Source organism: Ideonella aquatica, assembly GCF_018069755.1.
Lineage (GTDB): Bacteria > Pseudomonadota > Gammaproteobacteria > Burkholderiales > Burkholderiaceae_C > Ideonella > Ideonella aquatica.
This window is the reverse complement of the sequence record NZ_JAGQDE010000002.1, coordinates 273,241-297,689: the sequence shown is the minus strand read 5'-3', so window position 1 is coordinate 297,689 and position 24,449 is coordinate 273,241. Positions and strand designations below refer to the sequence as shown.

The window sequence follows — 24,449 nt, the reverse complement described above, 5'->3', positions numbered from 1 at the left end:
ATGGCCACTGCAGCAGCGACAGCCAGGGTTCAGGAGTTCATCTTCGAGTGGGAAGGCAAAGACCGCGCCGGCAAGGTCGTGCGCGGCGAGCTGCGCTCGGCCGGCGAGGCGGCGGTCAGCGCCAGCCTGCGCCGCCAGGGCATCCTGGTCACGAAGATCAAGAAACGGCGCGCCAGCGGCGGACGCTCGATCGGCCAGCGCGACATTGCCACCTTCACGCGCCAGCTGGCGACCATGATGAAGGCCGGCGTGCCGCTGCTGCAGGCCTTCGACATCGTCGGCCGCGGCAGCCCCAATCCGCGCCTGACGCGGTTGCTGCTGGACATCCGCGCCGATGTCGAGACCGGCACCAGCCTGTCTTCGGCCTTCCGGCGCCACCCCAAGTACTTCGACGCGCTGTACTGCAACCTGGTCGAGGCCGGTGAGGCCGGCGGCATCCTGGAAGAGCTGTTGGCCCGCCTGGCGCAGTATCAGGAAAAGATCCTGGCGATCAAGCAGAAGGTCAAGTCGGCACTGATGTACCCGATCGCTGTGCTGGTGGTGGCCTTCATCGTGGTCACCATCATCATGATCTTCGTGATCCCGTCCTTCGAGTCGGTGTTCAAGTCCTTCGGGGCCGAGCTGCCGGCGCCGACGATGCTGGTGATCGCGATGAGCAAGTTCTTCGTGAGCTACTGGTGGGTGATCTTCGGGGTGATCTTCGGTGGCGGCTACATGTTCTACCGCACCTGGAAGCGCTCGGAGAACCTGCAGTTCGTGATGGACCGGCTGCTGCTGCGCCTGCCGATCTTTGGCGATCTGATCCGCAAGTCGGTGCTGGCCCGCTGGACCCGCACGCTGGCCACGATGTTCGCCGCCGGCGTGCCGCTGGTGGAGGCGCTCGATTCGGTGGGCGGCACCGCCGGCAACATCATCTATGCCCGCGCCACCGAGCAGATCCAGCGCGACGTGGCCGCCGGCTCGGGCCTGACCACCTCGATGTCAACCACCGGCGTCTTCCCCAGCATGGTGCTGCAGATGGCCGCGATCGGCGAGGAGTCCGGCTCTTTGGACGCGATGCTGTCCAAGGCCGCCGACTTCTACGAGGACGAGGTCGACGAGATGGTCAAGGGGCTGTCCACGCTGCTCGAGCCGATCATCATCGTCTTCCTGGGCACGCTGATCGGCGGCATCGTGGTGGCGATGTACCTGCCGATCTTCAAGCTCGGCCAGGTGGTCTGATCGCCGATGGGGCCCTTGGTCATCGACGCACTCTGGCTGTCGCCCTGGGTGCTGGGTCTGCTTGGTCTGTGCATCGGCAGCTTTCTGAACGTGGTGATCCACCGCCTGCCGCGCATGATGGAGCGGCAATGGTGGCAGGACGGCCTGGCCCAGCTGGCGGACGCCGAGTCCTGGCAGCGCACCGCCGGCCAGGCGCTGCCCAAGGCCGCCGCGCCGCTGTCCGCCGACATGACACGCACGCTGGAGGCGCTGCCGCCCTACACCCTGGCGCGTCCCGCCTCGGCCTGCCCGGCCTGCGGCCACCGCATCCGCTGGTACGAAAACCTGCCGCTGCTGTCCTGGCTGGTGCTGAGGGGCCGCTGCTCGGCCTGCGGCACCGGCATCTCGGTGCGCTACCCGCTGGTCGAGCTGCTGACGGGCGTGTTGTTCGCGCTGGCCGCCTGGCGCTTCGGCCCGGTGCCGGTCAGCCTGGCCTGGTGCGCGGTGCTGGCCACGCTGGTGGCGCTCACCGCGATCGACCTGGACACCATGCTGCTGCCCGACAGCCTGACGCTGCCGCTGCTGTGGGCCGGCCTGCTGGCCGCATCGGCGGGCTGGACGCTGCCGCTGTCCACCGCGGTGGTGGGTGCGGTGGTGGGCTACCTGTCGCTGTGGTCGGTCTACTGGCTGTTCAAGCTGGTCACCGGCAAGGAAGGCATGGGCCACGGCGACTTCAAGCTGCTCGCCGCGCTGGGCGCCTGGCTGGGCTGGCAGGCCATCCTGCCGATCGTGCTGATGTCCTCGGTGATCGGCGCCACCGTGGGCATCGCGCTCAAGCTCAGCGGCCACCTGGGCAGCGGGCGGCCCATGCCCTTCGGGCCCTTCCTGGCCGGCGGCGGCGTCGCCGTCATCCTGCTCGGCACGCCGCGCGTCCTGGGCTGGATCGGCCAGTGATGCGCCGGGCCGGTCCGACGCTCGGCCTGACCGGCGGCATCGGCAGCGGCAAGAGCACGGTGGCGCGAGCGCTGGCGGCGCGCGGCGCGCTGATCGTCGACACCGACGCCATCGCGCGTGCGCTCACCGCGCCCGGTGGTGCGGCGCTGCCCGCCATCGCCCAGGCCTTCGGTGAGGCCGCCATCGCGGCCGACGGCGCGCTGGACCGCGCCTGGATGCGTGAGCGCGTGTTCGCTGATGCGGCCCAGCGCGAGCGCCTCGAAGCCATCCTGCATCCGATGATCGGCGAACGCACCTGGTCCGAGGCAGCGGCAGCGGCGGCCGGGCAGCCGGTGGTCTTCGATGTCCCGCTGCTGACCGAGCGCGGTGCCCACTGGCGCCGCCAGGTCGACCGGGTGCTGGTGGTGGACTGCGACGAAGCCACCCAGGTGCAGCGCGTGCAGGCCCGCAACGGCTGGCCCGAGGCGCAGGTGCGTGCGGTCATCGCCCAGCAGGCCAGCCGCGCGGCGCGCCGGGCGATCGCCGACGCGGTGATCGTCAACCAGGACCTGACGCTGGACGCGCTGGACGCCGAGGTGGCCACGCTGTGGCGCCTGTGGGCGTGGCCTGCAGCGCAGGTGTGAAACAATCCGACGATTGCCTCGCCGCACCGGAACTGCCATCTTGGTCCTGTACGAATACCCGTTCAACGAAGGCATCCGCACCATGTTGCGGCTGGAGCAGCTGTTCGGGCGGCTCGCTGTGCTCGCCGCGCGCACCGAGGCCATCGACCACCACTTCGCGCTGGCCACGATGTTCGAGATCATGGACGTCGCCGCGCGCGCCGACCTGAAGTCCGACCTGCTCAAGGAGCTTGAGCGCCACAAGGCGCAATTCCAGTCCTACCGCGGCAACCCGCATGTCTCCGAGGCGGCCCTCGACGAGGTGGTGGGCCGCATCGACCAGGCCTTCCAGGCGCTCAACGCGGTGGCTGGCAAGGCCGGGCAGGCCCTGTCCGGCAACGACTGGCTGACCAGCGTGCGCAGCCGCATCAGCATTCCCGGCGGCACCTGCAGCTTTGATCTGCCGGGCTACTATGCCTGGCAGCAGCATCCGGCCGAGCGCCGCCAGGCCGACCTGGGCCGCTGGCTGGACACCCTGCAGCCGCTGGCCGACGCGCTGCGCCTGCTGCTGGGCCTGCTGCGCGACAGCGGCGTGCCGCACCGCGTGGTGGCCCAGGCCGGCCAGTACCAGCAAAGCCTGCCCCAGGGTCGCACCTACCAGCTGCTGCGCCTGCGCCTGGACACCGAGGTCGACATCGTCCCCGAGATCACCGGCCACCGCCTGATGGTCTCGGTGCGCCTGATGCGCGCCGACGCCGACGGCCGCCTGCGCCCGCTGGCACAAGACGTCGATTTCGACCTGGCGCTGTGCACCTGAGTCACCCCAGCCTGCGATGACCACGCCCGCCCCGCGGCCGATCGAGGTCGCCTGCCCCACCTGCGGCGAGACCACGGTCTATGCCGCCAGCAATGCCTTCCGCCCGTTTTGCAGCGCCCGCTGCCAGGGCCAGGACTTCGGCGCCTGGGCCAACGAGGCCTACCGCGTCGAGGCCCCGCCCAGCTCCGAAGACCAGGACGAGGCCGAGCGCTGAGTCGGCCCTGGGCCTGGGGTTTTTCCGCCCCTCTTGAAAGCCCGGCCCCCCACCCTATAATGCTTGTTAGCACTCAGGCAAGCCGAGTGCTAGCACCGGCAGACAGGCCTTGCGCCTCGCCGGACCGCCTGAAGTGATTGAGTGCTCACTTTTACCGAGCGCTCCAATTGTCCACATTGCCAACGCATTTAGGAGATGCAATGAAGCTTCGTCCGTTGCACGATCGCGTGATCGTCAAGCGCCTGGAGAACGAAACCAAGACCGCCTCGGGCATCGTCATCCCCGACAGCGCCGCCGAGAAGCCCGACCAGGGCGAGGTGCTGGCCGTCGGTATGGGCAAGCGCAACGACAAGGGTGATTTCGTCGCCCTGAACGTCAAGGTCGGCGACCGCGTCCTGTTCGGCAAGTACTCGGGCCAGACCGTCAAGGTCGATGGCGAAGAGCTGCTGGTCATGAAGGAAGACGACCTGTTCGCCGTGGTGGAAAAGTAATCCACCCGTCCAGGTCATCCCCCCCAGAACACTGAATTTCCGGAGTTACACACATGGCTGCAAAAGACGTTGTCTTCGGCGCTGACGCCCGTCATCGCATGGTTGAAGGCGTGAACATCCTGGCCAACGCGGTCAAGGTCACGCTGGGCCCCAAGGGCCGCAACGTGGTGCTCGAGCGCTCGTTCGGCGCCCCCACCGTCACCAAGGACGGTGTCTCGGTCGCCAAGGAGATCGAGCTCAAGGACAAGCTCATGAACATGGGCGCCCAGATGGTCAAGGAAGTCGCTTCCAAGACCAGCGACAACGCCGGTGACGGCACCACCACCGCCACCGTGCTGGCCCAGGCCATCGTGCGCGAAGGCATGAAGTACGTGGCCGCCGGCATGAACCCGATGGACCTCAAGCGCGGTATCGACCGCGCCGTGGCCTCGCTGGTGGCCGAGCTGAAGAAGGCCTCCAAGGCCACCACCACCTCGAAGGAAATCGCCCAGGTCGGCACGATCTCGGCGAACTCCGACGCCGACGTCGGCGGCATCATCGCCGAGGCGATGGACAAGGTCGGCAAGGAAGGCGTCATCACGGTTGAAGACGGCAAGAGCCTGAACAACGAGCTGGATGTCGTCGAAGGCATGCAGTTCGACCGCGGCTACCTGTCGCCCTACTTCATCAACAACCCCGAGAAGCAAGCCGCGCTGCTCGAGAACCCGTTCGTGCTGCTGTACGACAAGAAGATCAGCAACATCCGTGACCTGCTGCCGACGCTGGAAGCCGTCGCCAAGGCCGGCCGTCCGCTGCTGATCATCGCTGAAGAAGTCGATGGCGAAGCGCTGGCCACGCTGGTGGTCAACACCATCCGCGGCATCCTGAAGGTCGTCGCCGTCAAGGCCCCGGGCTTTGGCGACCGCCGCAAGGCCATGCTGGAAGACATCGCCATCCTGACCGGTGGCAAGGTGATCGCCGAGGAAGTGGGCCTGTCGCTCGAGAAGGTGCAGCTGACCGACCTGGGCCAGGCCAAGCGCGTCGAAGTGGCCAAGGAAAACACCACCATCATCGATGGCGCCGGTGCCGCTGGCGACATCGAGGCCCGCGTCAAGCAGATCCGCATCCAGATCGAGGAAGCCACCTCCGACTACGACCGCGAGAAGCTGCAAGAGCGCGTGGCCAAGCTGGCTGGTGGCGTGGCCGTCATCAAGGTCGGTGCCGCCACCGAAGTCGAGATGAAGGAAAAGAAGGCCCGCGTGGAAGACGCGCTGCACGCCACCCGTGCCGCCGTTGAAGAAGGCATCGTCGCCGGTGGCGGCGTGGCCCTGCTGCGTGCCCGTCAGGCTGCTGGCGCCATCAAGGGCGACAACGCCGACCAGGACGCCGGCATCAAGCTGGTCCTGAAGGCCATCGAAGCCCCGCTGCGCGAGATCGTGGCCAACGCCGGTGGCGAGCCGAGCGTGGTGGTCAATGCCGTGCTGGCCGGCACCGGCAACCACGGCTTCAATGCCGCCAACGACACGTACGGCGACATGATCGAGATGGGCATCCTGGACCCGACCAAGGTCACCCGCACTGCGCTGCAGAACGCCGCCTCGGTCGCCTCGCTGATGCTGACCACCGAGTGCATGGTCGCCGAGGCCCCGAAGGACGAGGCCCCGATGCCTGCCGGCGGCGGCATGGGCGGCATGGGCGGCATGGACATGGGCATGTAAGTCCCTGGCCATGCCCCGCGGGCGGCCTGCCGCCCGCAAGGCGTCCCCCACGGCGCACGAGCCTCACGGCCGTGCGCCGTTTTTCATGGGGCGCAGCGGAGCAGCGCTGGCAGAATTCCGGCCTTCACGCATGAGCCATCCCTGTCCCCACTACCCGGCCCCCGTGCGCCATCCCTGGACGCGCTGGTGGCGCTGGCTGACGCAGCGCAGCAACCTGCTGTCGCAGCTGACCGAAGGCTCCTACCGCATGCTGATGGGCCGGCGCCGCGTGGCCGGCCATGCGGTGCGCATCGTCAACGACCCGGCCGCCGTGCGCCAGGTGCTGGTGGACGAGGCGCCCAGCTACCCCAAGCACCGCTTCATGCACGACCTGCTGGAGCCGCTGCTGGGCGTGAGCATCTTCACCTCCAACGGCGAGACCTGGGCGCGCCAGCGCCGCCTGCTGGAGCCAGCCTTCGAGCGCACCCGCATGACGCACGCCTTCGCGCCGATGTCCGAAGCGGTGCAGGCGCTGGTGCAACGCCTGGCACCGCTGGCCGACGGTCGGCCGGTCAATATCGAGCACGAGACCACCCACGTCACCGCCGACGTGATCCTGCGCACCATCCTCAGCCTGCCGCTGGAGCGTGGGGACTCGCAGGCCATCTTTGAGGCCTTCGCGCACTACCAGCGCGAGGCGCCTGATGCCACGATGCCGCGCTACCGCCGCGCCTGGTGGCCGCGCCTGGGCTCGGCGGCACGCGCGCAGCAGGCAGGCCAGGACATCCGCGCGCTGCTGCGCCGGCACATCGCGCCGCGCCACGCCGCCTTCCACGCCGGCCAGGCCGGTCCGGCGCAGGACATCCTGGGCGCGCTGCTGGAAGCCCGCGACGCCGAGACCGGCGCCGCGATGGGCGTGGAGGAACTGGTCAACGAGATCGCCGTGCTCTTCCTGGCCGGCCACGAGACCTCGGCCAGCGCACTGGCCTGGGCCCTGTACCTGCTGACGCTGGACCCGGACGTGCAGCAGCGCGCGGTGGACGAGATCCAACGCGTCATCGGCGACGGCCCGCCCAAGCTTGAGCAGCTGCGCGAACTGGACCTGCTGCGCCGCATCTTTCGCGAGACGATGCGCCTGTACCCGCCGTTGGGCTTTCTGGTGCGCGAGGCCGCGGCCCCGGGCTGCCTGCGCGACGTGCCCACCGAGCCGGGTGAGACCGTCATCGTCTCGCCCTGGCTGATCCACCGTCACCAGCGCTTCTGGGAGCGCCCCGACGAGTTCGACCCCGACCGCTTCCTGGCGCCCGCCGGCCGCCAGGCCATGGCCCAGGCCTACCTGCCGTTCAGCATGGGGCCACGGGTCTGCGTCGGCGCCAACTTCGCGATGCAGGAGGCGGTGCTGGTGCTGGCCCTGGTGCTGCGCGCCTACCGCGTGCTGCCCGCCGACAAAGCACCGCCGGAGCCGATCGCGCGGCTGAGCCTGCGCTCGCAGCACGGCGTGTGGGTGCGCCTGGAGCGCCGGACGTGAGGGCCCTGCTGGGCGCCTGCCTGCTGGCGCTGGCCTTGGCACCAGGCCCCGCCGCGGCCGAGGAGCCGCCCGCCAGCAGCGCCACAGCGCGACCGCGGCTGGGCCTGGTGCTCTCCGGCGGCGGCGCGCGCGGCCTGACGCACGTGGGTGTGCTGAAGGTGCTGGAGCAGGAGCGGATTCCCGTGGACCTGGTGGCCGGCACCTCGATGGGCGCGATCATCGGTGGCCTGTATGCCAGCGGTATGAGCGCCGCCGCGCTGGAGTCCGACCTGCTGCAGGTCGACTGGACCAAGCTCTTCGCCACGCGCGTGAGCCGGCAGATGCTGTCGCAGCGGCGCAAGGAGGAAGACTTCGAGATTCCCGCGGCGATCGAGCTGGGCTGGCGCGAAGGCAGCTTCCACGCGCCGCAGGGCGCCGTCTCCAGCCGCGGCCTGGAGACCCTGCTGCGCCGCTACACGCTGCCGGTGCGCCGCATCAGCCACTTCGACGAGCTGCCCATTCCCTTCCGCGCCGTCGCCACCGACATGGAAACCGGCGACATGGTGGTGATGGACAGCGGCGACCTGGCGATGGCGCTGCGCTCCAGCATGAGCGTGCCGGGCGTGTTCCCGTCCACCGAGATCGACGGCCGGGTGCTGGGCGACGGCGGCCTGGTCAACAACGTGCCCGTCGACATCGCCCGCGCCATGGGCGCCCAGCGCCTGCTGGTGGTCAACATCGGCACGCCGCTGGCACCGCGCGAGACGCTGAACTCGGCGATCGGGCTGACGGCGCAGATGATCAACATCCTGACCGAGCAGAACGTGCGCCGCAGCCTGGCCACGCTGGGGCCGCAGGACCTGCTGATCGCGCCCGACCTGGGCCGGCTCAGCTCGGGCGACTTCGACAAGACCCAGGAGCTGATCGCGCTGGGCGAGGCCGCCGCCCGCGCCGCGCTGCCACAACTGCGGGCGCTGGCGCTGGACGAGGACAGCTACCGCCAGTGGCGCGCCGCACGCCGCGCCGACGCCCCGCCCAGCCCGGTGATCGGCAGCGTGGCCTTCGAGGGCAGCCGCCTCACCAACCCGCAGCGCCTGCTGCCGCAGCTGCAGTCCAGGCCCGGCCAGCCCTTCAACCCCGAGCGCGCTGCCGCCGACGCCCGCTTCCTGGCCGCCAGCGGCGACTACGTGCGCACCGATTACCACCTGGTCGACGGCGCGCCGGGCAGCGACGCGCTGCTGGTCTTCGAGGTCGAGGACAAGCCCTGGGGGCCCAACTACCTGCACGTCGGCCTGGACCTGTGGACCGACTTCAGCGGCCGCAGCGCCTTCAACATCAAGATCAGCCACAACCGCCACTGGTTGACGCCCACAGGCACCGAGTGGCGCAACCGGCTGCAGTTGGGCGAGACGCCCTCGCTGTTCAGCGAGCTCTACCACCCGCTGGGCTGGCGCCTGGGCCTGTGGGACGACTGGTTCATCGCCGGCTGGGGTGGGGTGCAGCGCCGCATCGTCTCGGTCTACGACAGCAGCAGTGGCCAGGAGCGCGCCCAGGTGCGGCAGAACCTGGCCGGGCTGGGCGTGGACCTGGGCCAGCCCTGGGGCCGTCTGGGCGAGCTGCGCCTGGGACTGCGCCATGTGATCGGCCGCGACGAGCCGCTGCTGCTGGCCGGGGCCTTGAGCGCCTCGCCACAGATCTGGCGCGAAACCGCCGCCCGCAGCCGCATGGTGATCGACCAGCTCGACTACGCCAACTTCCCGCTGTCGGGCTACCGGCTCACCGGCGAGCTGCAGTTCGGCCGGCGCTCGCAGCAGGGTCAGGAGGGCCAGAACCTGGTGCGCATCGAAGCCGATGCCAGCGGCGCCTGGACCGAGGGCAGCGACACGCTGAACCTGTACGCAGTGCTCAAGGCCGCCGACTCGCGACAGGGCGCGCTGGCCGGCCAGTACACGCTGGGTGGCTTCCAGAACCTCTCGGGCTACCGCACCGGCCAGCTCAGCGGCAATGCGCTGCTGCTGCTGCGCGGCGGCTGGTACCGCCGCCTAGCCGAGCCGCCGGTGTTCGCACGGGCGCTGTTCGTGGGCGCGTCGTTGGAGCTGGGCAACACCTGGACCGAGCGCCAGGCGATCACCGTGGCCGGCCTGCGAAGCGGCGCCAGCCTCTACCTGGGCGCCGACACCGGGCTGGGCCCGATGTACCTGGGCCTGACCTGGGCGCCGCGCGGCGAGGCCGGGCTGGCTTTCTTCATTGGGAGACCTTGAGTCCCCTCAGGGCAAGGCGTCGATGATCGCCTGGGCCACGCGTTCGGGCTGTTCGTGGACGATCCAGTGGCTGGCGCCGGGCACCCGCTCCACCGTCAGGTCGGGCACGAAGGCCTCCAGGCCGCCCAGCAGCGAGGGAGGCAGCGCGCGGTCGGCCTCGCCCCACAGCACGCGGGTGGGCACGCGCACTGTCACGGCCTCGTCGGGCAACTGCAGGGTCATCACGGGGTCCTGGGGCGTCAATGGCGGGCGCAGCGGTGACATGCGGTACCAGGCCAGCATGCTGTCCAGCGAGGCGCCCCACAGCGCGCGGTAGCGCTCGCGCAGCGGCGTATCCAGCCACTGGGCGCTGCCCGGACCGAAGTGCTCGAAGAAGGGCCACAGCGCCTGGAAATCATCGGCCGCCAGCCGCTCGGCGGCGCCGGGCGCGCACAGCGTGTTCATGTAGGCGCTGGCAGCCTGCTGCGCCGGGTCCTCGCGCAGCGCGCGCAGAAAGGGCACCGGGTGGGTGGCGTTGACGATCAGCAGCCGGCGCAGCAGGTCCGGCCGCTGGGCGGCCAGGTTCCAGGCCAGCGCACCGCCCCAGTCGTGGGCCACGACCAGATCGACCGGTGCGCCCTCCTGCTCGATCAGCGCCACCAGGTCGGCCACCAGCGCGCGCGGCTTGTAGGCCGCATCGCCTTCCGGGCAGCTGGAGGGCGCATAGCCGCGCTGGGTGGGCGCCAGCAGCCGGGCCTGGCCCTGCAGCCGCTGCATCACCGGCTGCCAGATGAAACCGGCTTCTGGAAAACCGTGCAGCAGCAGCACCCGCGGGCCCTGCTCGCCAGCCCGCCAGGTGTGCAGGCGCTGGCCGGTGGCGGACAGCGCGACCACACCTTCACGCATCGAGGTCCTGGACCGGCCGGCCGCTGTGGGTCCAGTCATGCACGGTGCTGGCCAGGTCGCCCAGGCCGGTGCGGTTCAGCCCCGAAAACAGCAGCAGTCCGACATCGGCCTCCTCGGTGGCCAGGTCGGCCAGCGCATCCTGGCCGGCGCGCACCGCGGCGTCCTGCTCCTTGCGGCTGAGCTTGTCGGCCTTGGTCAGCAGCACCAGCAGCCGCACCTCGCCGTTGACCACGCGCGGTGCAATGAACTCCAGCAACTGCTGGTCCAGCGGCGTCAGGCCGTGGCGGCTGTCGACCAGCAGCACCACGCCATGCAGGTTGCGCCGCACCTCCAGGTAATCGGCCATGACCTTCTGCCAGCGCAGCTTGGCGGTGCGTGCCACCGTGGCATAGCCGTAGCCGGGGAGGTCGGCCAGGTAGGCGTCAGGCTGGTCCTTGGGGCCCAACGCGAAGAGGTTGATGTGCTGGGTGCGGCCGGGCGTCTTGGACGCAAAGGCCAGCTGCCGGCGCTGGGCCAGTGTGTTGATGGCGGTGGACTTGCCGGCATTGCTGCGGCCGACGAAAGCGATCTCCGGAAGGTCGCCCGGCGGCAGCTGATCGAGCTGGCTGGCGGTGGTGAGGAAGCGGGCGCTGTGGGCCCAGGCCAGGGCGGCGCGCTCGGCGTCGGATGGCGGCAGTGTGACGGGTCGCAAGGGCGGGGGCATGGAGCATTGTAAAATCCGGCGGTTTGGTTTCCCAACACACCGTTGCCAAACCGGTGTGGCGCCTGTCGGCATGCTGTCAGGACACCGGGATACCGTGGTGATCACTAACTTCGAACCCACAGCAGGCCCTTCTCCATGAAGCCTTTCGTCGCGCTCACCGCCACCGTGCTGGCCGCCCTCCTGGCCGCACCCGCCTTTGCCAACGAGGCCGCCCCGGCGCCGGCCAAGGCCGATATCGCCAAGGGCGAGCAGACTGCCGCGGTGTGTGGCGCCTGCCACACCGTGGACGGCTCGCGCGGTCTGACCGCCAACCCGATCCTGCAGGGCCAGCACCCCGACTACATCGTCAAGCAGCTGACCGAGTTCAAGGCCGGCAAGCGCAAGAACGCGGTGATGAACGGCATGGCCGCGCCGCTGACCGAGGCCGACATGAAAAACGTCGCCGCCTTCTACGGCAGCAAGAAGCCGGTCCCCGGCGCCGCCAAGAACAAGGACACGCTGGCCCTGGGCGAGAAGATCTGGCGCGGCGGCATCGCCGACAAGCAGGTGCCCGCCTGCGCCGGCTGCCACGGCCCGGCCGGTGCCGGCATCCCGGCGCAGTACCCGCGCCTGGGCGGCCAGCACACCGAGTACCTGGAAGCCCAGATGAACGCCTTCCGCTCGGGCGAGCGCGCCAACAGCGCCCAGATGATGGCCATCGCCGCCAAGATGAGCGACAAGGAAATCAAGGCAGTCACCGACTACGCCACCGGCCTGCGCTGACACGCCCGCCCCCGCTAGCACAGCCTGAAGGGCCGGTCATTGACCGGCCCTTTTCTTTGGGGGCTTTCGCCACCCGGATAATCGCGCCCCATGTCCGATTCCGCCCTCATGCGCCGACCCTCGCCGCTGCGCACCGCCTACGAGCTGCTGTCGTCGATGCGCTTCGCGATCACGCTGCTGGCGGTGATCTGCATCGCCTCGGTGATCGGCACGGTCGTCAAGCAGAACGAGCCGCTGAACAACTACATCAACCAGTTCGGCCCGTTCTGGGCCGAGGTGCTGGGCCGCTTCAGCCTGTTCACGGTGTACAGCGCCGGCTGGTTCCTGGCGATCCTGGGCTTTCTGGTGCTGTCCACCAGCCTGTGCATTGCCCGCAATGCGCCGAAGATCGTGGCCGACCTGCGCAGCTTCAAGGAAGACATCCGCGAAGGCGCGCTCAAGGCCTTCCACCACAAGGGCGAGGGCACGCTGGCGCTGTCGCGCGAGGCGGCGATGCAGCACGCCTCGGCGGTGCTGGCCGGCCGCGGCTGGCAGGCCCGCGCCCAGCTGCGCGAGGGCGGCACCATGGTGGCTGCCCGCGCCGGCCGCGCCAACAAGCTGGGCTACCTGGCCGCCCACTCGGCGGTGGTGCTGATCTGCCTGGGCGGCCTGTCCGATGGCGACCTGGTGGTGCGCCTGCAGATGGCCCTGGGCGGCAAGAGCACCTTTGAGGGCGGCGGCCTGATCAAGGACGTGCCGCCCGAGCACCGCCTGCCGGCCACCAACCCCACCTTTCGCGGCAACCTGCTGGTCACCGAGGGCACCCGCGCCGGCGTGGCGGTGCTGAGCATGCCCGACGGCATCGTGCTGCAGGACCTGCCCTTCGACGTCGAGCTGAAAAAGTTCATCGTCGAGTACTACGACACTGGCATGCCCAAGCTGTTCGCCAGCCAGATCGTCATCCACGACAACGCCACCGGGCAGGCCACCGAGGCCACGGTCAAGGTCAACGAGCCGGCGATCCACCAGGGCGTGGCGATCTACCAGAGCAGCTTCGAGGACGGCGGCTCGCTGCTCAAGCTCAAGGCCGTGCCGATGGCCCGCAGCGGCCCCGCCTTCGACGTGCAGGGCCGCGTGGGCGACACGCTGCAGCTGACCAATGGCAACGACAAGCTCACGGTCGAGCTCAGCGGCCTGAAGGTCATCAACGTCGAGAACCTGGGCAGTGACCGCGACGGCGAACAGGGCACCGATGTGCGCCGTGTCGACCTGGGTGCCACGCTGTCCAGGCACCTGGGCAGTGGCGCCAAGCCCGACGGCCGCGCCAAGACGCTGCACAACATCGGCCCGGCCATCACCTACAAGCTGGTCGATGCCAGCGGCCAGCGGCGCGAGTTCCACAACTACATGGTGCCGGTCGAGCTGGAAGGCCAGCGCGTCTTCCTGGTGGGCATGCGTGAGCAGTTGTCCGAGAACTTCCGCTACCTGCGCATCCCGGCCGACACCGAAGGCTCGATGGACGGCTGGCTGCGCCTGCGCGATGCGCTGCGCGACCCTGCCGCCCGCAGCAGCGCCGCGCGCCAGTACGCCAAGGCCGCCACGCCCGACGGCCGCCCCGAGATGGCCGAGCAGCTGCGCATCACCGCCGAGCGCGCGCTGGCGCTGTTCGCCGGTGCCGAAAGCCCGGGCGACGGCCAACCGGTGACCGGCGGCCTGGACGCCTTCAGCCGCTTTGTCGAGCACAGCGTGCCCGAGGCCGAGCGCCAGAAGGTGGCCGAGGTGCTGCTGCGCATCCTCAATGGCGCCTTCTACGAGCTGGCCCAGATCTCGCGCGGCCGCGCCGCCCAGCCGCCGCTGCCGCCCGGCCCCGAGACCGAGCGCTTCCTGACCCAGGCCGTGCTGTCGATGTCCGACGCCTCGTTCTACCCGGCACCGGTGATGCTGCAGCTCGACAGCTTCGAGCAGGTCCAGGCCAGCGTGTTCCAGGTGGCGCGTGCCCCTGGCAAGACCCTGGTCTACCTGGGGGCCGTGTTGCTGATCGTCGGCGTCTTCGCCATGCTCTACATCCGCGAGCGCCGGCTGTGGATCTGGCTGTCCGACGACCCCGAGCGCCCCGGCGCCACGCGGGTGCAGTTGGCCATGTCCACGCCCCGTCGCACCCTCGACATCGACCAGGATTTCGACCGCCTGCGCAGCAGCCTGCTGGCCGGCCCCGGAGACACCCCCGCATGAACACCACCACCCTTGACCTCGGCCGGCCCGGCCTGCTGTCCGGCCGCAGCGCCTTTGATTGGCTGTTCGCCGCGCTGCTGCTGGCCGGCGCCGGCTATGCCTGGCAGCGCTATGGCGCCTCGATGGACGGCTACGAGCGCGGCATCCTGGTCGGCAGCGTGCCGGCCCTGGTGGCGCTGGGCTGGTTCTGGCGACCGCTGCGTGGGCTGAGCCTGGCGGTGGGCGCCACGGTGCTGCTGGCGATCTCGCTGTACCTGCGCCAGACCGATGCCTTCGGCGCCGATCTGGCCGCCGCCGAGCAGGTCTTCTGGCTCAAGTACCTGCTGTCCAGCCAGAGCGCGATCCTGTGGATGAGCACGCTGTTCTTCATGGCCACGCTGTTCTACTGGATCGGCTTCTTCGCCCCCGGCGACGACAACGCGGCACTGCGCATCGGCTCGCGTCTGGTCTGGGCCGCGGTGTTCATGGCCCTGGTGGGCACCTTCGTGCGCTGGTTCGAAAGCCACCAGATCGCCCCCGACATCGGCCACATCCCGGTCAGCAACCTCTATGAGGTCTTCGTGCTGTTTGCCTGGATGACCGCGCTGTTCTACCTCTACTATGAAGCCCACTACCGGGTGCGCACGCTGGGCGGCTTCGTGATGCTGGTGATCAGCGCGTCGGTGGCCTTCCTGCTGTGGTACACCGTGGCGCGCGAGGCGCACGAGATCCAACCGCTGGTGCCCGCGCTGCAGAGCTGGTGGATGAAGGTGCATGTGCCGGCCAACTTCATCGGCTACGGCACCTTTGCACTGGCGGCCATGGTTGCGCTGGCCTACCTGCTCAAGACGGCCACACCGCGTGCGCTGTGGACCGGCCTGGTCTGGGTGCCCGGCGGCGTGCTGCTGGCGGTGCTGGCCGGCTGGGCGCTGGGCCCGGCCGACCTGGCCCCGGCCCTGCGCAAGAGCGCCACGCTGCTGGGTGGCCTGATCGCGCTGTTCGTCGCCCTGGTGGCGGTGCGCGGCACGGTCAACGCGCGCACCCCCTCGCTGGAGCTGATGGACGACGTGATGTACAAGGCGATCGCCGTGGGCTTTGCCTTCTTCACGATCGCCACCGTGCTGGGCGCCTTCTGGGCCGCCGAGGCCTGGGGCGGCTACTGGAGCTGGGACCCCAAGGAAACCTGGGCGCTGATCGTCTGGCTGAACTACGCGGCCTGGCTGCACATGCGGCTGATGAAAGGCCTGCGCGGCCATGCAGCGGCCTGGTGGTCGCTGGGCGGCCTGGTGGTCACCACCTTCGCCTTCCTGGGCGTCAACATGTTCCTCAGCGGCCTGCACAGCTACGGCACCTTGTGACGAAGGTCGCTTCTCGCGCCGCCGGGGCGTCGCTATAGTCGGCGCATGCCCTACGTCATCCGCGACGACCACGGCCGCCTGGCCAGCCTGCACCGCGACGCGCCCGCCAGCGGTGCCGAGTTCCTGCCCGACGACCACGCCGAGGTGCAGGCCTTCGTTGGTGCCGGCGGCGACTTCCAGCGCCTGGACGCCGATTTCGTGCGCGTGCTGGAAGACGTGATCGACGCGCTGATCGCCCGCCACGTGATCACCATCACCGACCTGCCCACCGAGGCGCAGACCAAGCTGTTCTCGCGCAAGTCCTACCGCGAACGCCGCGGCACGCAGGCCCTGACGCTGTTCGGCGACGGCGATTTCCCGACCTGAGCCGCCTCAGGCGGTGGCCGGCGCGTACAGCAGGCCCGGCACATCGGCCGCCGACACCGGCCGCGACAGCAGATAGCCCTGCGCCTCGTCGGCGCCCAGCGCGCGCAGCTGCTCGAGTTGCGCCGTGGTTTCCACACCCTCGGCGATCACCCGTTTGCCCAGCGCGTGGCCCAGCGTGATGACCGCGCGCACGATCTCGACGTTCTCGGGCTTGTGCTCCATCTGCATCACGAAGGAGCGGTCGATCTTCAAGCTGTCGATCGGCAGCGTGCCCAGGTAGCTCAGCGACGAATAGCCGGTGCCGAAGTCGTCGATCGACAGGCGCACGCCCAGCCCGCGCAGGCGGCGGACCGTCTCCAGCGCCAGGTCCAGGCGCTCCATCAGCACGGTCTCAGTGATCTCCAGCGTGAGCCGCGATGGCGGCAGCCCATGGCGCAGCAGGGCATCGCGCACGGTGTCGACGATGTCGTTGCGCACCAGGTCGCGTCCCGAGAGGTTCAGGTGCATCGACGCCTGCGCCAAGTGCGGCGCCAGCCGATGCCACTGGGCCATCTGCGCCACTGCCTGGCCGATCAGCCAGGTGGTCAGCGCCTCAATGTGGCCTGACTCCTCGGCCAGCGCGATGAACTCGGCCGGACTGACCGCGCCACGCACCGGGTGGTGCCAGCGCGCCAGCGCCTCGAAGCCCGCGAGGCGACAGCCCTTGATCTCGTAGAGGGGCTGGTAGACCAGCGACAGCTGCTGCTCGGCCAGTGCGCGGCGCAGGTCAGCCTCCAGCGCCAGCCGGTAGGCGATGCGCTCGTGCATCGTCCGGTCAAAAATCGCCACCCGGCCGCGGCCGCCGGCCTTGGCCTCGTACATCGCCACGTCGGCGTCGCGCAGCAACTCGTCGACGGTGCGGTAGCCCAGGTCGCTGAACGTGATGCCCAGACTGGCGCCCGGGACCAGCTCGGTGCCGCACACCGGCATTGGTTGCATCAGCTCCGCCAGCATGCGCCGCGCCAGGCGCAGTCCGTCCGCGCTGTCCTGCAGGCCCAGCAGCATCACCGCGAATTCGTCGCCGCCCAGGCGCGCCACCAGGTCGCTGGGCCGCACGCAGGCCTGCAGGCGTCTGGCCACTTCGCGCAGCATCAGGTTGCCGGCCTCGTGGCCCAGGCTGTCGTTGACGATCTTGAATCGGTCCAGGTCCAGGAACATCACCGCGAAGCAGGCCTGCGGGTCGACCAGGCTGCGCTCCACGGCGCCTTCGAGCTGTTCCTGAAAGCGCGCGCGGTTGGCCAGGCCGGTGAGGTTGTCGTGGTAGGCGATGTGCTGCAGCCGTGCCTCGGCAGCGCGCCGCGCGCTGACATCGTGCAGCTGGTAAATCAGCGCATTGCCCTCGCCGCCGGGGTCGGCGAAGCGGCCGCAATGCATCATCACCCAGTGGTCGGCACCGGTCGGCGTGCGGCAGCGCAGCTCCAGCGCGAAGTCGTTGCGTGCATGGGCCTTCATCTCCAGGGTCTTGCGCTCGAAGACCGCGTGGTCGGCGGGGTGCAGCAGGTCGAGCATCGTGCGGCCAGGCAGGGTGCCCTCCGGCGCCTGCACCAGCGTGGCCAAGGCCTGGTTGACGCGCAGCAGGCGACCCTGTGCATCGGCGATGGCCATGCCCACTGCGGCATGGGTGAAGGCGGCGCTGAAGCGCTGCTGGTTCAGCTCGGCCTCGCGGCGCGCCTCGTCGATGCACTGCTCCTGGCGGGCGTGCTCGGCCTCCTGATGGGTCAGCGTGACGCGCACCAGCGCCAGCACGCCCAGCACCGCCACACCCAGCAAAGCCATCAGGCCGGCACCGTGCTGACGCGCCAGCAGCCAGGCCATCGCCGCCAGCAGCGCCGAGCCGATGTAGACCCCGCCGACCCAGGCCGTGCCGTTGAGCCAGGCCCTCGGTGCGGGCCACTGTTGGCGCTTGAGCGTCATCATGGCCATCAGCGGCAGTGTGGTGCCGACGTAGGTCACCAGCGAGGCCAGCAGCAGCGCCAGCACCTCGGCCACCGCCGAGGGCAGGTTCGATACCAGCAGCAGGGCCGCCAGGCCCGCATGGGCGGCGCCGGCCAGTGACCAACTGGCCATCGCCATCGCCGGGCTGGCCACCCGGCTGGAGAGCCGGCGCGAGGTCCGCATCGTGCCCACCAGGCCCTCGGCGCCAGCGCCCAGCACCGCGGCGGCCGGGCCGTACATCACCAGCAGCGTGAAATTGAAGGCATCCGCGATGCTGAACGAGAAGCTCGATCGCGGCAGTTGCAGCGAGAGCAGCGCGGCCGTGACCACCAGGCTCAGTGCGCCCACCACCTGCATCTGCCGCTCGGCCGGCCAGCCCAGGAACGTGTCCAGCGCGATGCCCAGCGCCAGCGCACCCGACAGCGCGATCACCCACCACAGCCGGGTGGAGGCCGGACTGTAGTCGGGCAGGTGCTGCGCGTGGAACCGCGCCAGCCAGCCGCCGGGATCGGCCGGCGGGCGTGGGGCGGGAGAGGATGTGGTCATGGCGGCGGGCCCGGGGATGTCCATCCAACATCGGTCAGGTCGGGCGCCAACTTGAATCCCGCCGCCAGACGCCGGGCGGCGCCGCGGCTCAATCGCCGGCCCAGCTCCGGTCCTGGCCGCCAGCCACGTCGCCGACCGACTCGGACAGCAGGAAGCCCTCGCTCAGCAAGAAGCCCTCGCTGAGCAGGAAGCCTTCGGACAGCAGGAAGCCTTCGCTGAGCAAAAAGCCCTCGCTCAGCAGGAAACCTTCGCTGAGCAGGAAACCCTCGGACAGCAGGAAGCCTTCGCTGAGCAGGAAGCCTTCGGACAACAGGAAGCCCTGGCTGAGCAAGAATCCCTCGCCGCGCAGGCCCAGGCTGTCAAAGCCGAAGCCCCGACGCAGTCGCAGGCCCTGGCCGCTGGCCGCCAGCGCAGACAGTCGGGCCACCGGCGTCAGCAGCGCCGCGGTGCTGTCAGCCGCCGACGGGGCCAGCGCATCGAGCAGGCGCACGCCCGCGCTCAGCAAGGCTTGTGCGCTGGCGTTGCGCTCGACGATGGCGCGCGGCACGGTCAGCGGCGGCACGCCGTCCTTGAGTGACATGGGCTGCCAGCTCACATCGCGCCGCAGCACCCATTGCCGTGCCCAGGTCAGCCGGCCATCAAAGATCGGCTGCCAGCGCGCAATGGCCTCGGCGCCGGTGGCCAGATGGGTGCCGCCAACGGTGAGGATCTGGCTCCAGGGCCGTGCCACGCCGTCCAGGACGGTGAACGGCATCGGCATCGTGCGGCCCACGGCCAGCAGGTTGGCGCCGGGCAGCAGCAGGCCGGCGTCGGCGGCAGCGCTGATGTCGGTGCGCAGGGCGGTTGCCAGCCGTACCGCGCCGGCCACGTTGATCTGACCGGTCCCCTGCTGCAGCAGGTTGCCCTGCGCCAAGGGGGTGGCGGTGTACTGCAGGATGGCCTTGACCAGCGGCGGCGTCAGGCCGGGGTTGGCCTGCAGCACCACCGCCGCCGCACCGGCCACCACGGGCGCGGCCATCGACGTGCCCGAGAGCGACATCAGCGCCTGCCCCTTGGCCTGGGAGGCGCCGCTGACCTGCGTCAGCTCGGGGTGGCTGCGCGCCAGCAGGTTCCAGCGGCCGTCGCGGTCGGCGGCCAGCGCGCCGACGATGCGGTTGCCAGGCGCCACCAGGTCCGGCTTGGGCAGGTGGTCCACCCAGCGCCGGCCACTGGCGAACAGCACGCTGCCGCGCGTGGGACCGCGTGAGCTGAAGCCGGTCACCGCGTCATCGCCGCGCGGCCCGGTGCCGTAGGGGTTGGACGCGCCAACAGTGATCACCGACGGGTCGCTGCCCGGCGACGAGATCGCCCCAAAGACCTCCTGGCCAGATCCGTTGCGCCCGGCATTGCCGGCCGAGGCCACCACCACCAGGCCGGCCGCCGAGGCACTGCGGGCGGCGCGCGCCAAGGGGTCGTTGACAAAGGTCTCCGCCGACGAGCCGCCCAGGCTCAGATTGACCACGCGGATGCCGGCCAGGCGGGCGTTCTGCAGCACCCAGTCCATGCCCAGCAGCACATCCGCCAGGTTGCCGCTACCCTGCTCGTCCAGCACGCGCACGTCGATCAGCGAGGCCCCGGTGGCCACCCCGCTGGCGTCAGGCGACTGGTAGCGGCCGTTGCCCGCGGCCGCCGCGGCGACCATGGTGCCGTGGCCGTAGGGATCGGGCACGGGCGCGACCGGCGCCAGCTTGTCGAACAGCTGACGGTACTTGGTGCCGTCGACGCCCGCTCGCGAGATCGTCGAGTAGTCGACGCCGACGCTCCAGCCCTTGCCCAGCAGGCGCCGCGACAGCTCGACGATGTCGACCGCCAGCTTCACCCGAGAGCGGCCCTTGGCGTCGACGAAATGGCGATGGCGGTGGTCGATGCCCGAATCGAGCACCGCAATGCCCACGCCGCGGCCGTCGTAGGCCGTGCCGTTAGGCTGCGCGGCCAGCGCCGCGCCGTCGCCCGCCGCGGTCTCGAGCAGGCTGGCCTGGCGCGACACCGCGCGGTTGGGCACGATGCTCACGACATCGGCGCGCGCAGCCAGGCGGTTCAGCGCGGCGGCCGGCACCATCGCCGCCAATGCACGGGTGGACAGGAAGTTGTGGTGCACCGATCCCCCCCGGGCCAGCACATCGGCACGCAGCCCCGCCAGGCTGCTGTCGGGGCTGGCGGCCACGATCAGTACCTTGACGTAGGCGCTGCTGGACCGGACCTGCGCCCAGGTGACGGCGGGCTGTCCCGTCGCACGACCGGCCGCATAGGGCAGCAGTTCGGGCGCCAGCTTGGCGGACAGGGCGGCGGCAGGCGTGGCCAGCGCGAAGGCGCACAGCACGGCCAGGCACAGGCGGATCAGCTTGGACAGCGTCAAGGAAGGTACTCCAGGAAAGGTGGACCGGGGTCCCCGGTTCGTCGTCCACGGCTTCGGCCGGCCAGCAGGCCGCTTGAGTCGGCGCCCGCACAGCCGTTCGGGCGCCGTGACAGGGGTCACGAAGAAGGGACGAGCCGGTACCTTGGACGCGCCTGGGGCCCTGCGGCGTGGACGGAGGTGCCCCTGCGCACGACCGGATCTCCGACTTCGGCGTAAGGTCCAGCCTGCGTTGCGCGACTCAGGTTCATCGTCCTTGACCAACAGGCTGCCCATGCCCCTCCTGCCCCGCCCCGGTTTCGACCAGCCCCGCCCGTCCGAGATCACCCCACGCGAGACCTGGCTGCGCCGCCGCGACTGGCTGGCCGCCGCCGCGCTGGCCGGCGCCGGCGTGCACGGCGCGCAGGCCCAGACGCGTGGCCCGGGTCGGCTGCCCGCCCTGCCCGGCGCCCGCTCCGCGGTGGCCGGCGCCCTGGTGATGGAACAGCCCACCGCCTACGGCGACGTCACCAGCTACAACAACTTCTACGAGTTCGGCACCGACAAGTCCGACCCCGCCCGCACCGCCGGCAGCCTCAAGCCCCGGCCCTGGACGGTGATGGTGGATGGCGAGGTCAAACAGCCGCGCCGCTTCGACCTGGACGAGTTGCTCAAGCTCGCGCCGATGGAGGAGCGCGTCTACCGCCTGCGCTGCGTCGAAGGCTGGTCGATGGTCATCCCCTGGGTGGGCTGGTCGCTGGCCGAGCTGCTGAAGAAGGTCGAGCCCACCGGCAACGCCAGGTTCGTCGAGTTCACCACGCTGGCCGACCGCGCCCAGATGCCGGGTCTGCGCTCGGGCGTGCTGGACTGGCCCTACCGCGAGGGCCTGCGCCTGGATGAGGCCATGCACCCGCTGACGCTGCTGGCCTTCGGCCTGTATGGCGAGGTGCTGCCCAACCAGAACGGCGCACCGCTGCGCCTGGTCGTGCCCTGGAAGTACGGTTTCAAGAGCGCCAAGTCCATTGTGCGCATCCGCCTGGTCGAGAAGCAGCCGCTGAGCAGCTGGGAGCAGGCCGCGCCGCAGGAATACGGCTTCTACAGCAACGTCAACCCGCAGGTCGACCACCCGCGCTGGAGCCAGGCCAGCGAGCGGCGCATTGGCGAGGCCCAGGGCCTGTTCGCCAAGAAGCGCCCGACGCTGATGTTCAACGGCTACGAGGCCCAGGTCGGTCAGCTCTACGCGGGTTTGGACCTGCGCAAGCACTACTGATGAACCGCTGGCTGCTTCACCCACTGGCCAAGCCGGTGGTCTGGCTGCTGCTCGGTCTGCCGGCGGCCTCGCTGGTCTGGGCCGCGCTGTACGGCGGCCTGGGCCCCAACCCCGCCGAGGCGCTGATCCGCAGCCTGGGCGACTGGACGCTGCGCGGCCTGTGCCTGACGCTGGCGATCACGCCGCTGCGCCAGCTGACCGGCTGGAGCGGGCTGGCGCGCTTTCGGCGCAATGTGGGCGTGGCCACCTTCGTCTATGCCACGCTGCACTGGTCGGCCTACGCCTGGCTGGACATGGAATGGGCGCTGGACGCGCTGCTGAAGGACATCGGCAAGAGGCCCTTCATCCTGGTGGGCACCGCTGCCTGGCTGGCCCTGCTGCCGCTGGCCGCCACCTCGTTCAATGCCGCGGTGCGCTGGCTGGGTGGCCGGGCCTGGCGCGACCTGCACAAGCTCACCTATGTGATCGGCCCGGTGGCGCTGCTGCACTTCTGGTGGATGCGCGCCGGCAAGAACAACCTGCTGGAGCCGGCGATCTATGCGCTGGTCATCGGCGGGCTGCTGGCGGCGCGGCGCTGGCGCGCCTGAGCAGCCCCCGCACGGCGCGGCGCCTCAGTTCCTGGCGTGGGCCAGGCTGAACTTCACCACGTCGCTCCAGCCCTGCAGCGCGGCCGCCAGGCGGTCCAGCGGCGCGGCATGGTGGCGGTCCTGCACCACGGCAACAAACTTCCAGGTGGACTGGCCGTCGTCGTGGCAGATCGCCAGCGAGCCGGTGGCCAGCATGAAGCCCTGCTGGCGCAGAAAGTGATCGATCGTGGCGGCGTCGCTGGCCACGCCGGGGCGCAGGCGCAGCTCGATGCCCACCGCCTGGTGCGAGGGCAGCCAGGCCTCGATGCGGCTGCCCCACATCATCGCCGAGGCCGACAGCGCGGCCAGCAGGATCGCGGCGCCGTAGAAGCCCACGCCGATCAGCACGCCGATCGCCGAGGCCGACCAGATCGACGCGGCGGTGGTCAGGCCGCTGATGTTCAGCCCGTCCTTCATGATCACCCCGGCGCCGAGAAAGCCGATGCCGGTGACGATGCCCTGGATCACCCGTGTCGGGTCATGCGCCAGCGCGGCGGTGAAGCTGGCCTGGCCGCCGTACCACAGCGCTGGGTAGCCGGCGAACACCGTCAGCGCGGTCGAGGCCATGCACACCAGACCGTAGGTGCGCATGCCCGCCGCGCGGCCGCGGTAGGCGCGCTCATAGCCCACCAGCGAGCCCAGCAGCAGCGCGCCGGCCAGGTTCAGGAAGATCAGCAGGTTCACCGCCAGCAGGTCGCCGCTCCAGTAGGCGGCCAGCTGACGGACAAAGGCGTCGGAGCTCATCGCGCGAGCATCGCCCGCGCCTGCGCACGGCCATGCGCCGATAAGCGCGGCGAAGCGCGCCCTACTCGTCGCGGTGGCGGTAGCTGCGCAGGCCCGGCAGGTCCAGCACGCGCACGCCGCCGTACTCGATGCGGATCAGCTGGCGCTGCTGCAGGGTGCGCAGCGCCTCGTTCACACGTTGGCGCGACAGGCCCACCAGAAAGCCCAGCTCCTGCTGCGTGATGCGCAGCAACTGGCCCACGCCGGGATAGAGCACCGGGTGAAACAGCGAGGCCAGGTTGCGCGCCACACGGGTGTCGGGGTCGCCCTGGCGGTCGGTCTCGCGGGCGGCGATGAACTGGCCCAGGCGCTCATTGAGCTGGTTCAGCACGAAGCGGTTGAACGGGATGCTGCGGTCCAGCAGCTCATGGAAGCTGTCCACCGGCAGGCCGGCCACGGCGCTGCGCCGCAGCACCTCGATGTTGTAGCGGTAGGGCTCGCGCTTGAGCAGCGTGCCCTCGCCGAACCAGGCGCCGGGCGGCACGCCGGTGAAGGTGATCGCCGGGCCCTGGCTGGGGTCGTTGCTCATCTTCAGCAGGCCGTCGACCACACCGAACCAGTAGGTAGCCGGGCGGCCGATGCGGCAGATCAGGTCGCCGGGCTCGGCCTCGGCAATGACGATGACGGCGCGGGCGCGGCGCTGATCCTCGGCGTCCAGCACCTGCAACCAGGGCACGTTGGCCAGCTCGGCCTCGGTCAGCGCTCGGGCGCGCTCGCGCAAGGCGTGGGATCGTTGATTCACCGCAAGGCTCCTTCTCCCCCGATCGGCGACACCGGGGCGCAACCGGCGCGGACCCGGGAAAGTCCGCTCAGGGCTCACCCGTAGATTGTCGTCCAACGGACAACATGACGTCAAAGGGCAGCCTAGGATCGCATCCATTCCGGGGTCGGCC

The 24,449-nt window shown here is 70.2% G+C and carries 21 protein-coding genes; 15 read left to right on the top strand and 6 right to left on the bottom strand.

Annotated elements, in window-relative coordinates:
* From KAK06_RS03540 to KAK06_RS03500, 9 genes are all read left to right on the top strand, one after another.
* Entirely contained in the window at positions 1-1,221 is a 1,221-nt protein-coding gene (locus tag KAK06_RS03540; RefSeq protein WP_210800423.1) for a type II secretion system F family protein, read from the top strand.
* 21 nt (positions 1,222-1,242) lie between these two features.
* On the top strand, positions 1,243-2,154 hold the full coding sequence (locus KAK06_RS03535) for a prepilin peptidase (RefSeq protein WP_375140875.1): 912 nt from the start codon (positions 1,243-1,245) through the stop codon (positions 2,152-2,154).
* A complete protein-coding gene (gene coaE / locus KAK06_RS03530; RefSeq protein WP_210800421.1) occupies positions 2,154-2,777 on the top strand; it encodes a dephospho-CoA kinase in 624 nt (207 codons plus the stop codon). The genes KAK06_RS03535 and coaE overlap by 1 nt, the downstream gene beginning before the upstream one ends.
* A 40-nt stretch (positions 2,778-2,817) precedes the next feature.
* The gene (gene zapD / locus KAK06_RS03525) at positions 2,818-3,573 is read left to right on the top strand and encodes a cell division protein ZapD (protein WP_210800420.1); all 756 of its coding nucleotides are present in this window, start codon (positions 2,818-2,820) and stop codon (positions 3,571-3,573) included.
* A 16-nt stretch (positions 3,574-3,589) separates the two neighbouring features.
* Complete coding sequence (locus KAK06_RS03520) at positions 3,590-3,787, top strand: DNA gyrase inhibitor YacG (protein WP_210800419.1); 198 nt, start codon at positions 3,590-3,592, stop codon at positions 3,785-3,787.
* Positions 3,788-3,987: 200 nt separating this feature from the next.
* Positions 3,988-4,278, top strand: coding sequence for a co-chaperone GroES (gene groES / locus KAK06_RS03515; RefSeq protein WP_210800418.1), 291 nt, complete (start codon positions 3,988-3,990; stop codon positions 4,276-4,278).
* A 53-nt stretch (positions 4,279-4,331) separates the two neighbouring features.
* Positions 4,332-5,975 (top strand): chaperonin GroEL, encoded by a 1,644-nt coding sequence (gene groL, locus KAK06_RS03510; protein ID WP_210800417.1) that lies wholly within the window; start codon positions 4,332-4,334, stop codon positions 5,973-5,975.
* A gap of 130 nt (positions 5,976-6,105) precedes the next feature.
* Entirely contained in the window at positions 6,106-7,482 is a 1,377-nt protein-coding gene (locus KAK06_RS03505; RefSeq protein ID WP_210800416.1) for a cytochrome P450, read from the top strand.
* Positions 7,479-9,722, top strand: coding sequence for a patatin-like phospholipase family protein (locus KAK06_RS03500; RefSeq protein ID WP_310741024.1), 2,244 nt, complete (start codon positions 7,479-7,481; stop codon positions 9,720-9,722). Before KAK06_RS03505 ends, KAK06_RS03500 begins: the two co-directional genes overlap by 4 nt.
* A gap of 6 nt (positions 9,723-9,728) precedes the next feature.
* Here KAK06_RS03500 and KAK06_RS03495 read toward each other — a convergent pair whose 3' ends face one another.
* Positions 9,729-10,607, bottom strand: a complete 879-nt coding sequence (locus tag KAK06_RS03495; RefSeq protein ID WP_210800415.1) for an alpha/beta fold hydrolase — start codon at positions 10,605-10,607, stop codon at positions 9,729-9,731.
* Entirely contained in the window at positions 10,600-11,310 is a 711-nt protein-coding gene (yihA, locus tag KAK06_RS03490) for a ribosome biogenesis GTP-binding protein YihA/YsxC (RefSeq protein ID WP_210800414.1), read from the bottom strand. The genes KAK06_RS03495 and yihA overlap by 8 nt, the downstream gene beginning before the upstream one ends.
* 135 nt (positions 11,311-11,445) lie before the next feature.
* On the opposite strand from yihA, the gene KAK06_RS03485 reads away from it, so the two are divergent.
* The 4 genes from KAK06_RS03485 (at position 11,446) to KAK06_RS03470 (ending at position 15,986) form a co-directional block, all read left to right on the top strand.
* Positions 11,446-12,072 (top strand): c-type cytochrome, encoded by a 627-nt coding sequence (locus KAK06_RS03485; RefSeq protein ID WP_210800413.1) that lies wholly within the window; start codon positions 11,446-11,448, stop codon positions 12,070-12,072.
* Positions 12,073-12,162: 90 nt separating this feature from the next.
* Positions 12,163-14,283, top strand: coding sequence for a cytochrome c biogenesis protein ResB (locus KAK06_RS03480; protein WP_210800412.1), 2,121 nt, complete (start codon positions 12,163-12,165; stop codon positions 14,281-14,283).
* The gene (gene ccsB, locus KAK06_RS03475) at positions 14,280-15,620 is read left to right on the top strand and encodes a c-type cytochrome biogenesis protein CcsB (RefSeq protein WP_210800411.1); all 1,341 of its coding nucleotides are present in this window, start codon (positions 14,280-14,282) and stop codon (positions 15,618-15,620) included. Before KAK06_RS03480 ends, ccsB begins: the two co-directional genes overlap by 4 nt.
* Positions 15,621-15,665: 45 nt before the next feature.
* A complete protein-coding gene (locus KAK06_RS03470) occupies positions 15,666-15,986 on the top strand; it encodes a hypothetical protein (RefSeq protein WP_247652615.1) in 321 nt (106 codons plus the stop codon).
* 6 nt (positions 15,987-15,992) lie between these two features.
* Here the strand turns inward: KAK06_RS03470 and KAK06_RS03465 are convergent, their stop codons facing one another.
* On the bottom strand, positions 15,993-18,506 hold the full coding sequence (locus KAK06_RS03465) for a putative bifunctional diguanylate cyclase/phosphodiesterase (RefSeq protein WP_210800410.1): 2,514 nt from the start codon (positions 18,504-18,506) through the stop codon (positions 15,993-15,995).
* A gap of 88 nt (positions 18,507-18,594) precedes the next feature.
* Positions 18,595-20,901, bottom strand: a complete 2,307-nt coding sequence (locus KAK06_RS03460; protein WP_210800409.1) for a S8 family serine peptidase — start codon at positions 20,899-20,901, stop codon at positions 18,595-18,597.
* Positions 20,902-21,172: 271 nt separating this feature from the next.
* Here KAK06_RS03460 and msrP point away from each other — a divergent pair, with 271 nt between their 5' ends.
* Together msrP and msrQ are read left to right on the top strand one after the other, a co-directional pair.
* Positions 21,173-22,147 carry a protein-methionine-sulfoxide reductase catalytic subunit MsrP gene (msrP, locus tag KAK06_RS03455; RefSeq protein ID WP_210800408.1) on the top strand — a complete coding sequence of 325 codons (975 nt, stop codon included), beginning with the start codon at positions 21,173-21,175 and terminating at the stop codon, positions 22,145-22,147.
* A complete protein-coding gene (msrQ, locus tag KAK06_RS03450) occupies positions 22,147-22,734 on the top strand; it encodes a protein-methionine-sulfoxide reductase heme-binding subunit MsrQ (RefSeq protein ID WP_210800407.1) in 588 nt (195 codons plus the stop codon). The genes msrP and msrQ overlap by 1 nt, the downstream gene beginning before the upstream one ends.
* 24 nt (positions 22,735-22,758) lie before the next feature.
* Here msrQ and KAK06_RS03445 read toward each other — a convergent pair whose 3' ends face one another.
* A complete protein-coding gene (locus KAK06_RS03445) occupies positions 22,759-23,517 on the bottom strand; it encodes an MgtC/SapB family protein (protein ID WP_210800406.1) in 759 nt (252 codons plus the stop codon).
* A gap of 61 nt (positions 23,518-23,578) precedes the next feature.
* Positions 23,579-24,298: a Crp/Fnr family transcriptional regulator gene (locus KAK06_RS03440; RefSeq protein WP_310741023.1), complete on the bottom strand. Its 720-nt coding sequence runs from the start codon at positions 24,296-24,298 to the stop codon at positions 23,579-23,581.
* Positions 24,299-24,449 lie beyond the last annotated feature (151 nt).

What these genes read in the sequence shown, in the direction of transcription:
- KAK06_RS03540 (WP_210800423.1), top strand. Translation starts at nt 1, where the DNA reads ATGGCCACTGCAGCAGCGACAGCCAGGGTTCAGGAGTTCATCTTCGAG.
- coaE (WP_210800421.1), top strand. Translation starts at nt 2,154, where the DNA reads ATGCGCCGGGCCGGTCCGACGCTCGGCCTGACCGGCGGCATCGGCAGC.
- KAK06_RS03520 (WP_210800419.1), top strand. Translation starts at nt 3,590, where the DNA reads ATGACCACGCCCGCCCCGCGGCCGATCGAGGTCGCCTGCCCCACCTGC.
- groES (WP_210800418.1), top strand. Translation starts at nt 3,988, where the DNA reads ATGAAGCTTCGTCCGTTGCACGATCGCGTGATCGTCAAGCGCCTGGAG.
- groL (WP_210800417.1), top strand. Translation starts at nt 4,332, where the DNA reads ATGGCTGCAAAAGACGTTGTCTTCGGCGCTGACGCCCGTCATCGCATG.
- KAK06_RS03505 (WP_210800416.1), top strand. Translation starts at nt 6,106, where the DNA reads ATGAGCCATCCCTGTCCCCACTACCCGGCCCCCGTGCGCCATCCCTGG.
- KAK06_RS03495 (WP_210800415.1), bottom strand. Translation starts at nt 10,607, where the DNA reads ATGCGTGAAGGTGTGGTCGCGCTGTCCGCCACCGGCCAGCGCCTGCAC.
- yihA (WP_210800414.1), bottom strand. Translation starts at nt 11,310, where the DNA reads ATGCCCCCGCCCTTGCGACCCGTCACACTGCCGCCATCCGACGCCGAG.
- KAK06_RS03485 (WP_210800413.1), top strand. Translation starts at nt 11,446, where the DNA reads ATGAAGCCTTTCGTCGCGCTCACCGCCACCGTGCTGGCCGCCCTCCTG.
- KAK06_RS03480 (WP_210800412.1), top strand. Translation starts at nt 12,163, where the DNA reads ATGTCCGATTCCGCCCTCATGCGCCGACCCTCGCCGCTGCGCACCGCC.
- ccsB (WP_210800411.1), top strand. Translation starts at nt 14,280, where the DNA reads ATGAACACCACCACCCTTGACCTCGGCCGGCCCGGCCTGCTGTCCGGC.
- KAK06_RS03470 (WP_247652615.1), top strand. Translation starts at nt 15,666, where the DNA reads ATGCCCTACGTCATCCGCGACGACCACGGCCGCCTGGCCAGCCTGCAC.
- KAK06_RS03465 (WP_210800410.1), bottom strand. Translation starts at nt 18,506, where the DNA reads ATGACCACATCCTCTCCCGCCCCACGCCCGCCGGCCGATCCCGGCGGC.
- msrP (WP_210800408.1), top strand. Translation starts at nt 21,173, where the DNA reads ATGCCCCTCCTGCCCCGCCCCGGTTTCGACCAGCCCCGCCCGTCCGAG.
- msrQ (WP_210800407.1), top strand. Translation starts at nt 22,147, where the DNA reads ATGAACCGCTGGCTGCTTCACCCACTGGCCAAGCCGGTGGTCTGGCTG.
- KAK06_RS03445 (WP_210800406.1), bottom strand. Translation starts at nt 23,517, where the DNA reads ATGAGCTCCGACGCCTTTGTCCGTCAGCTGGCCGCCTACTGGAGCGGC.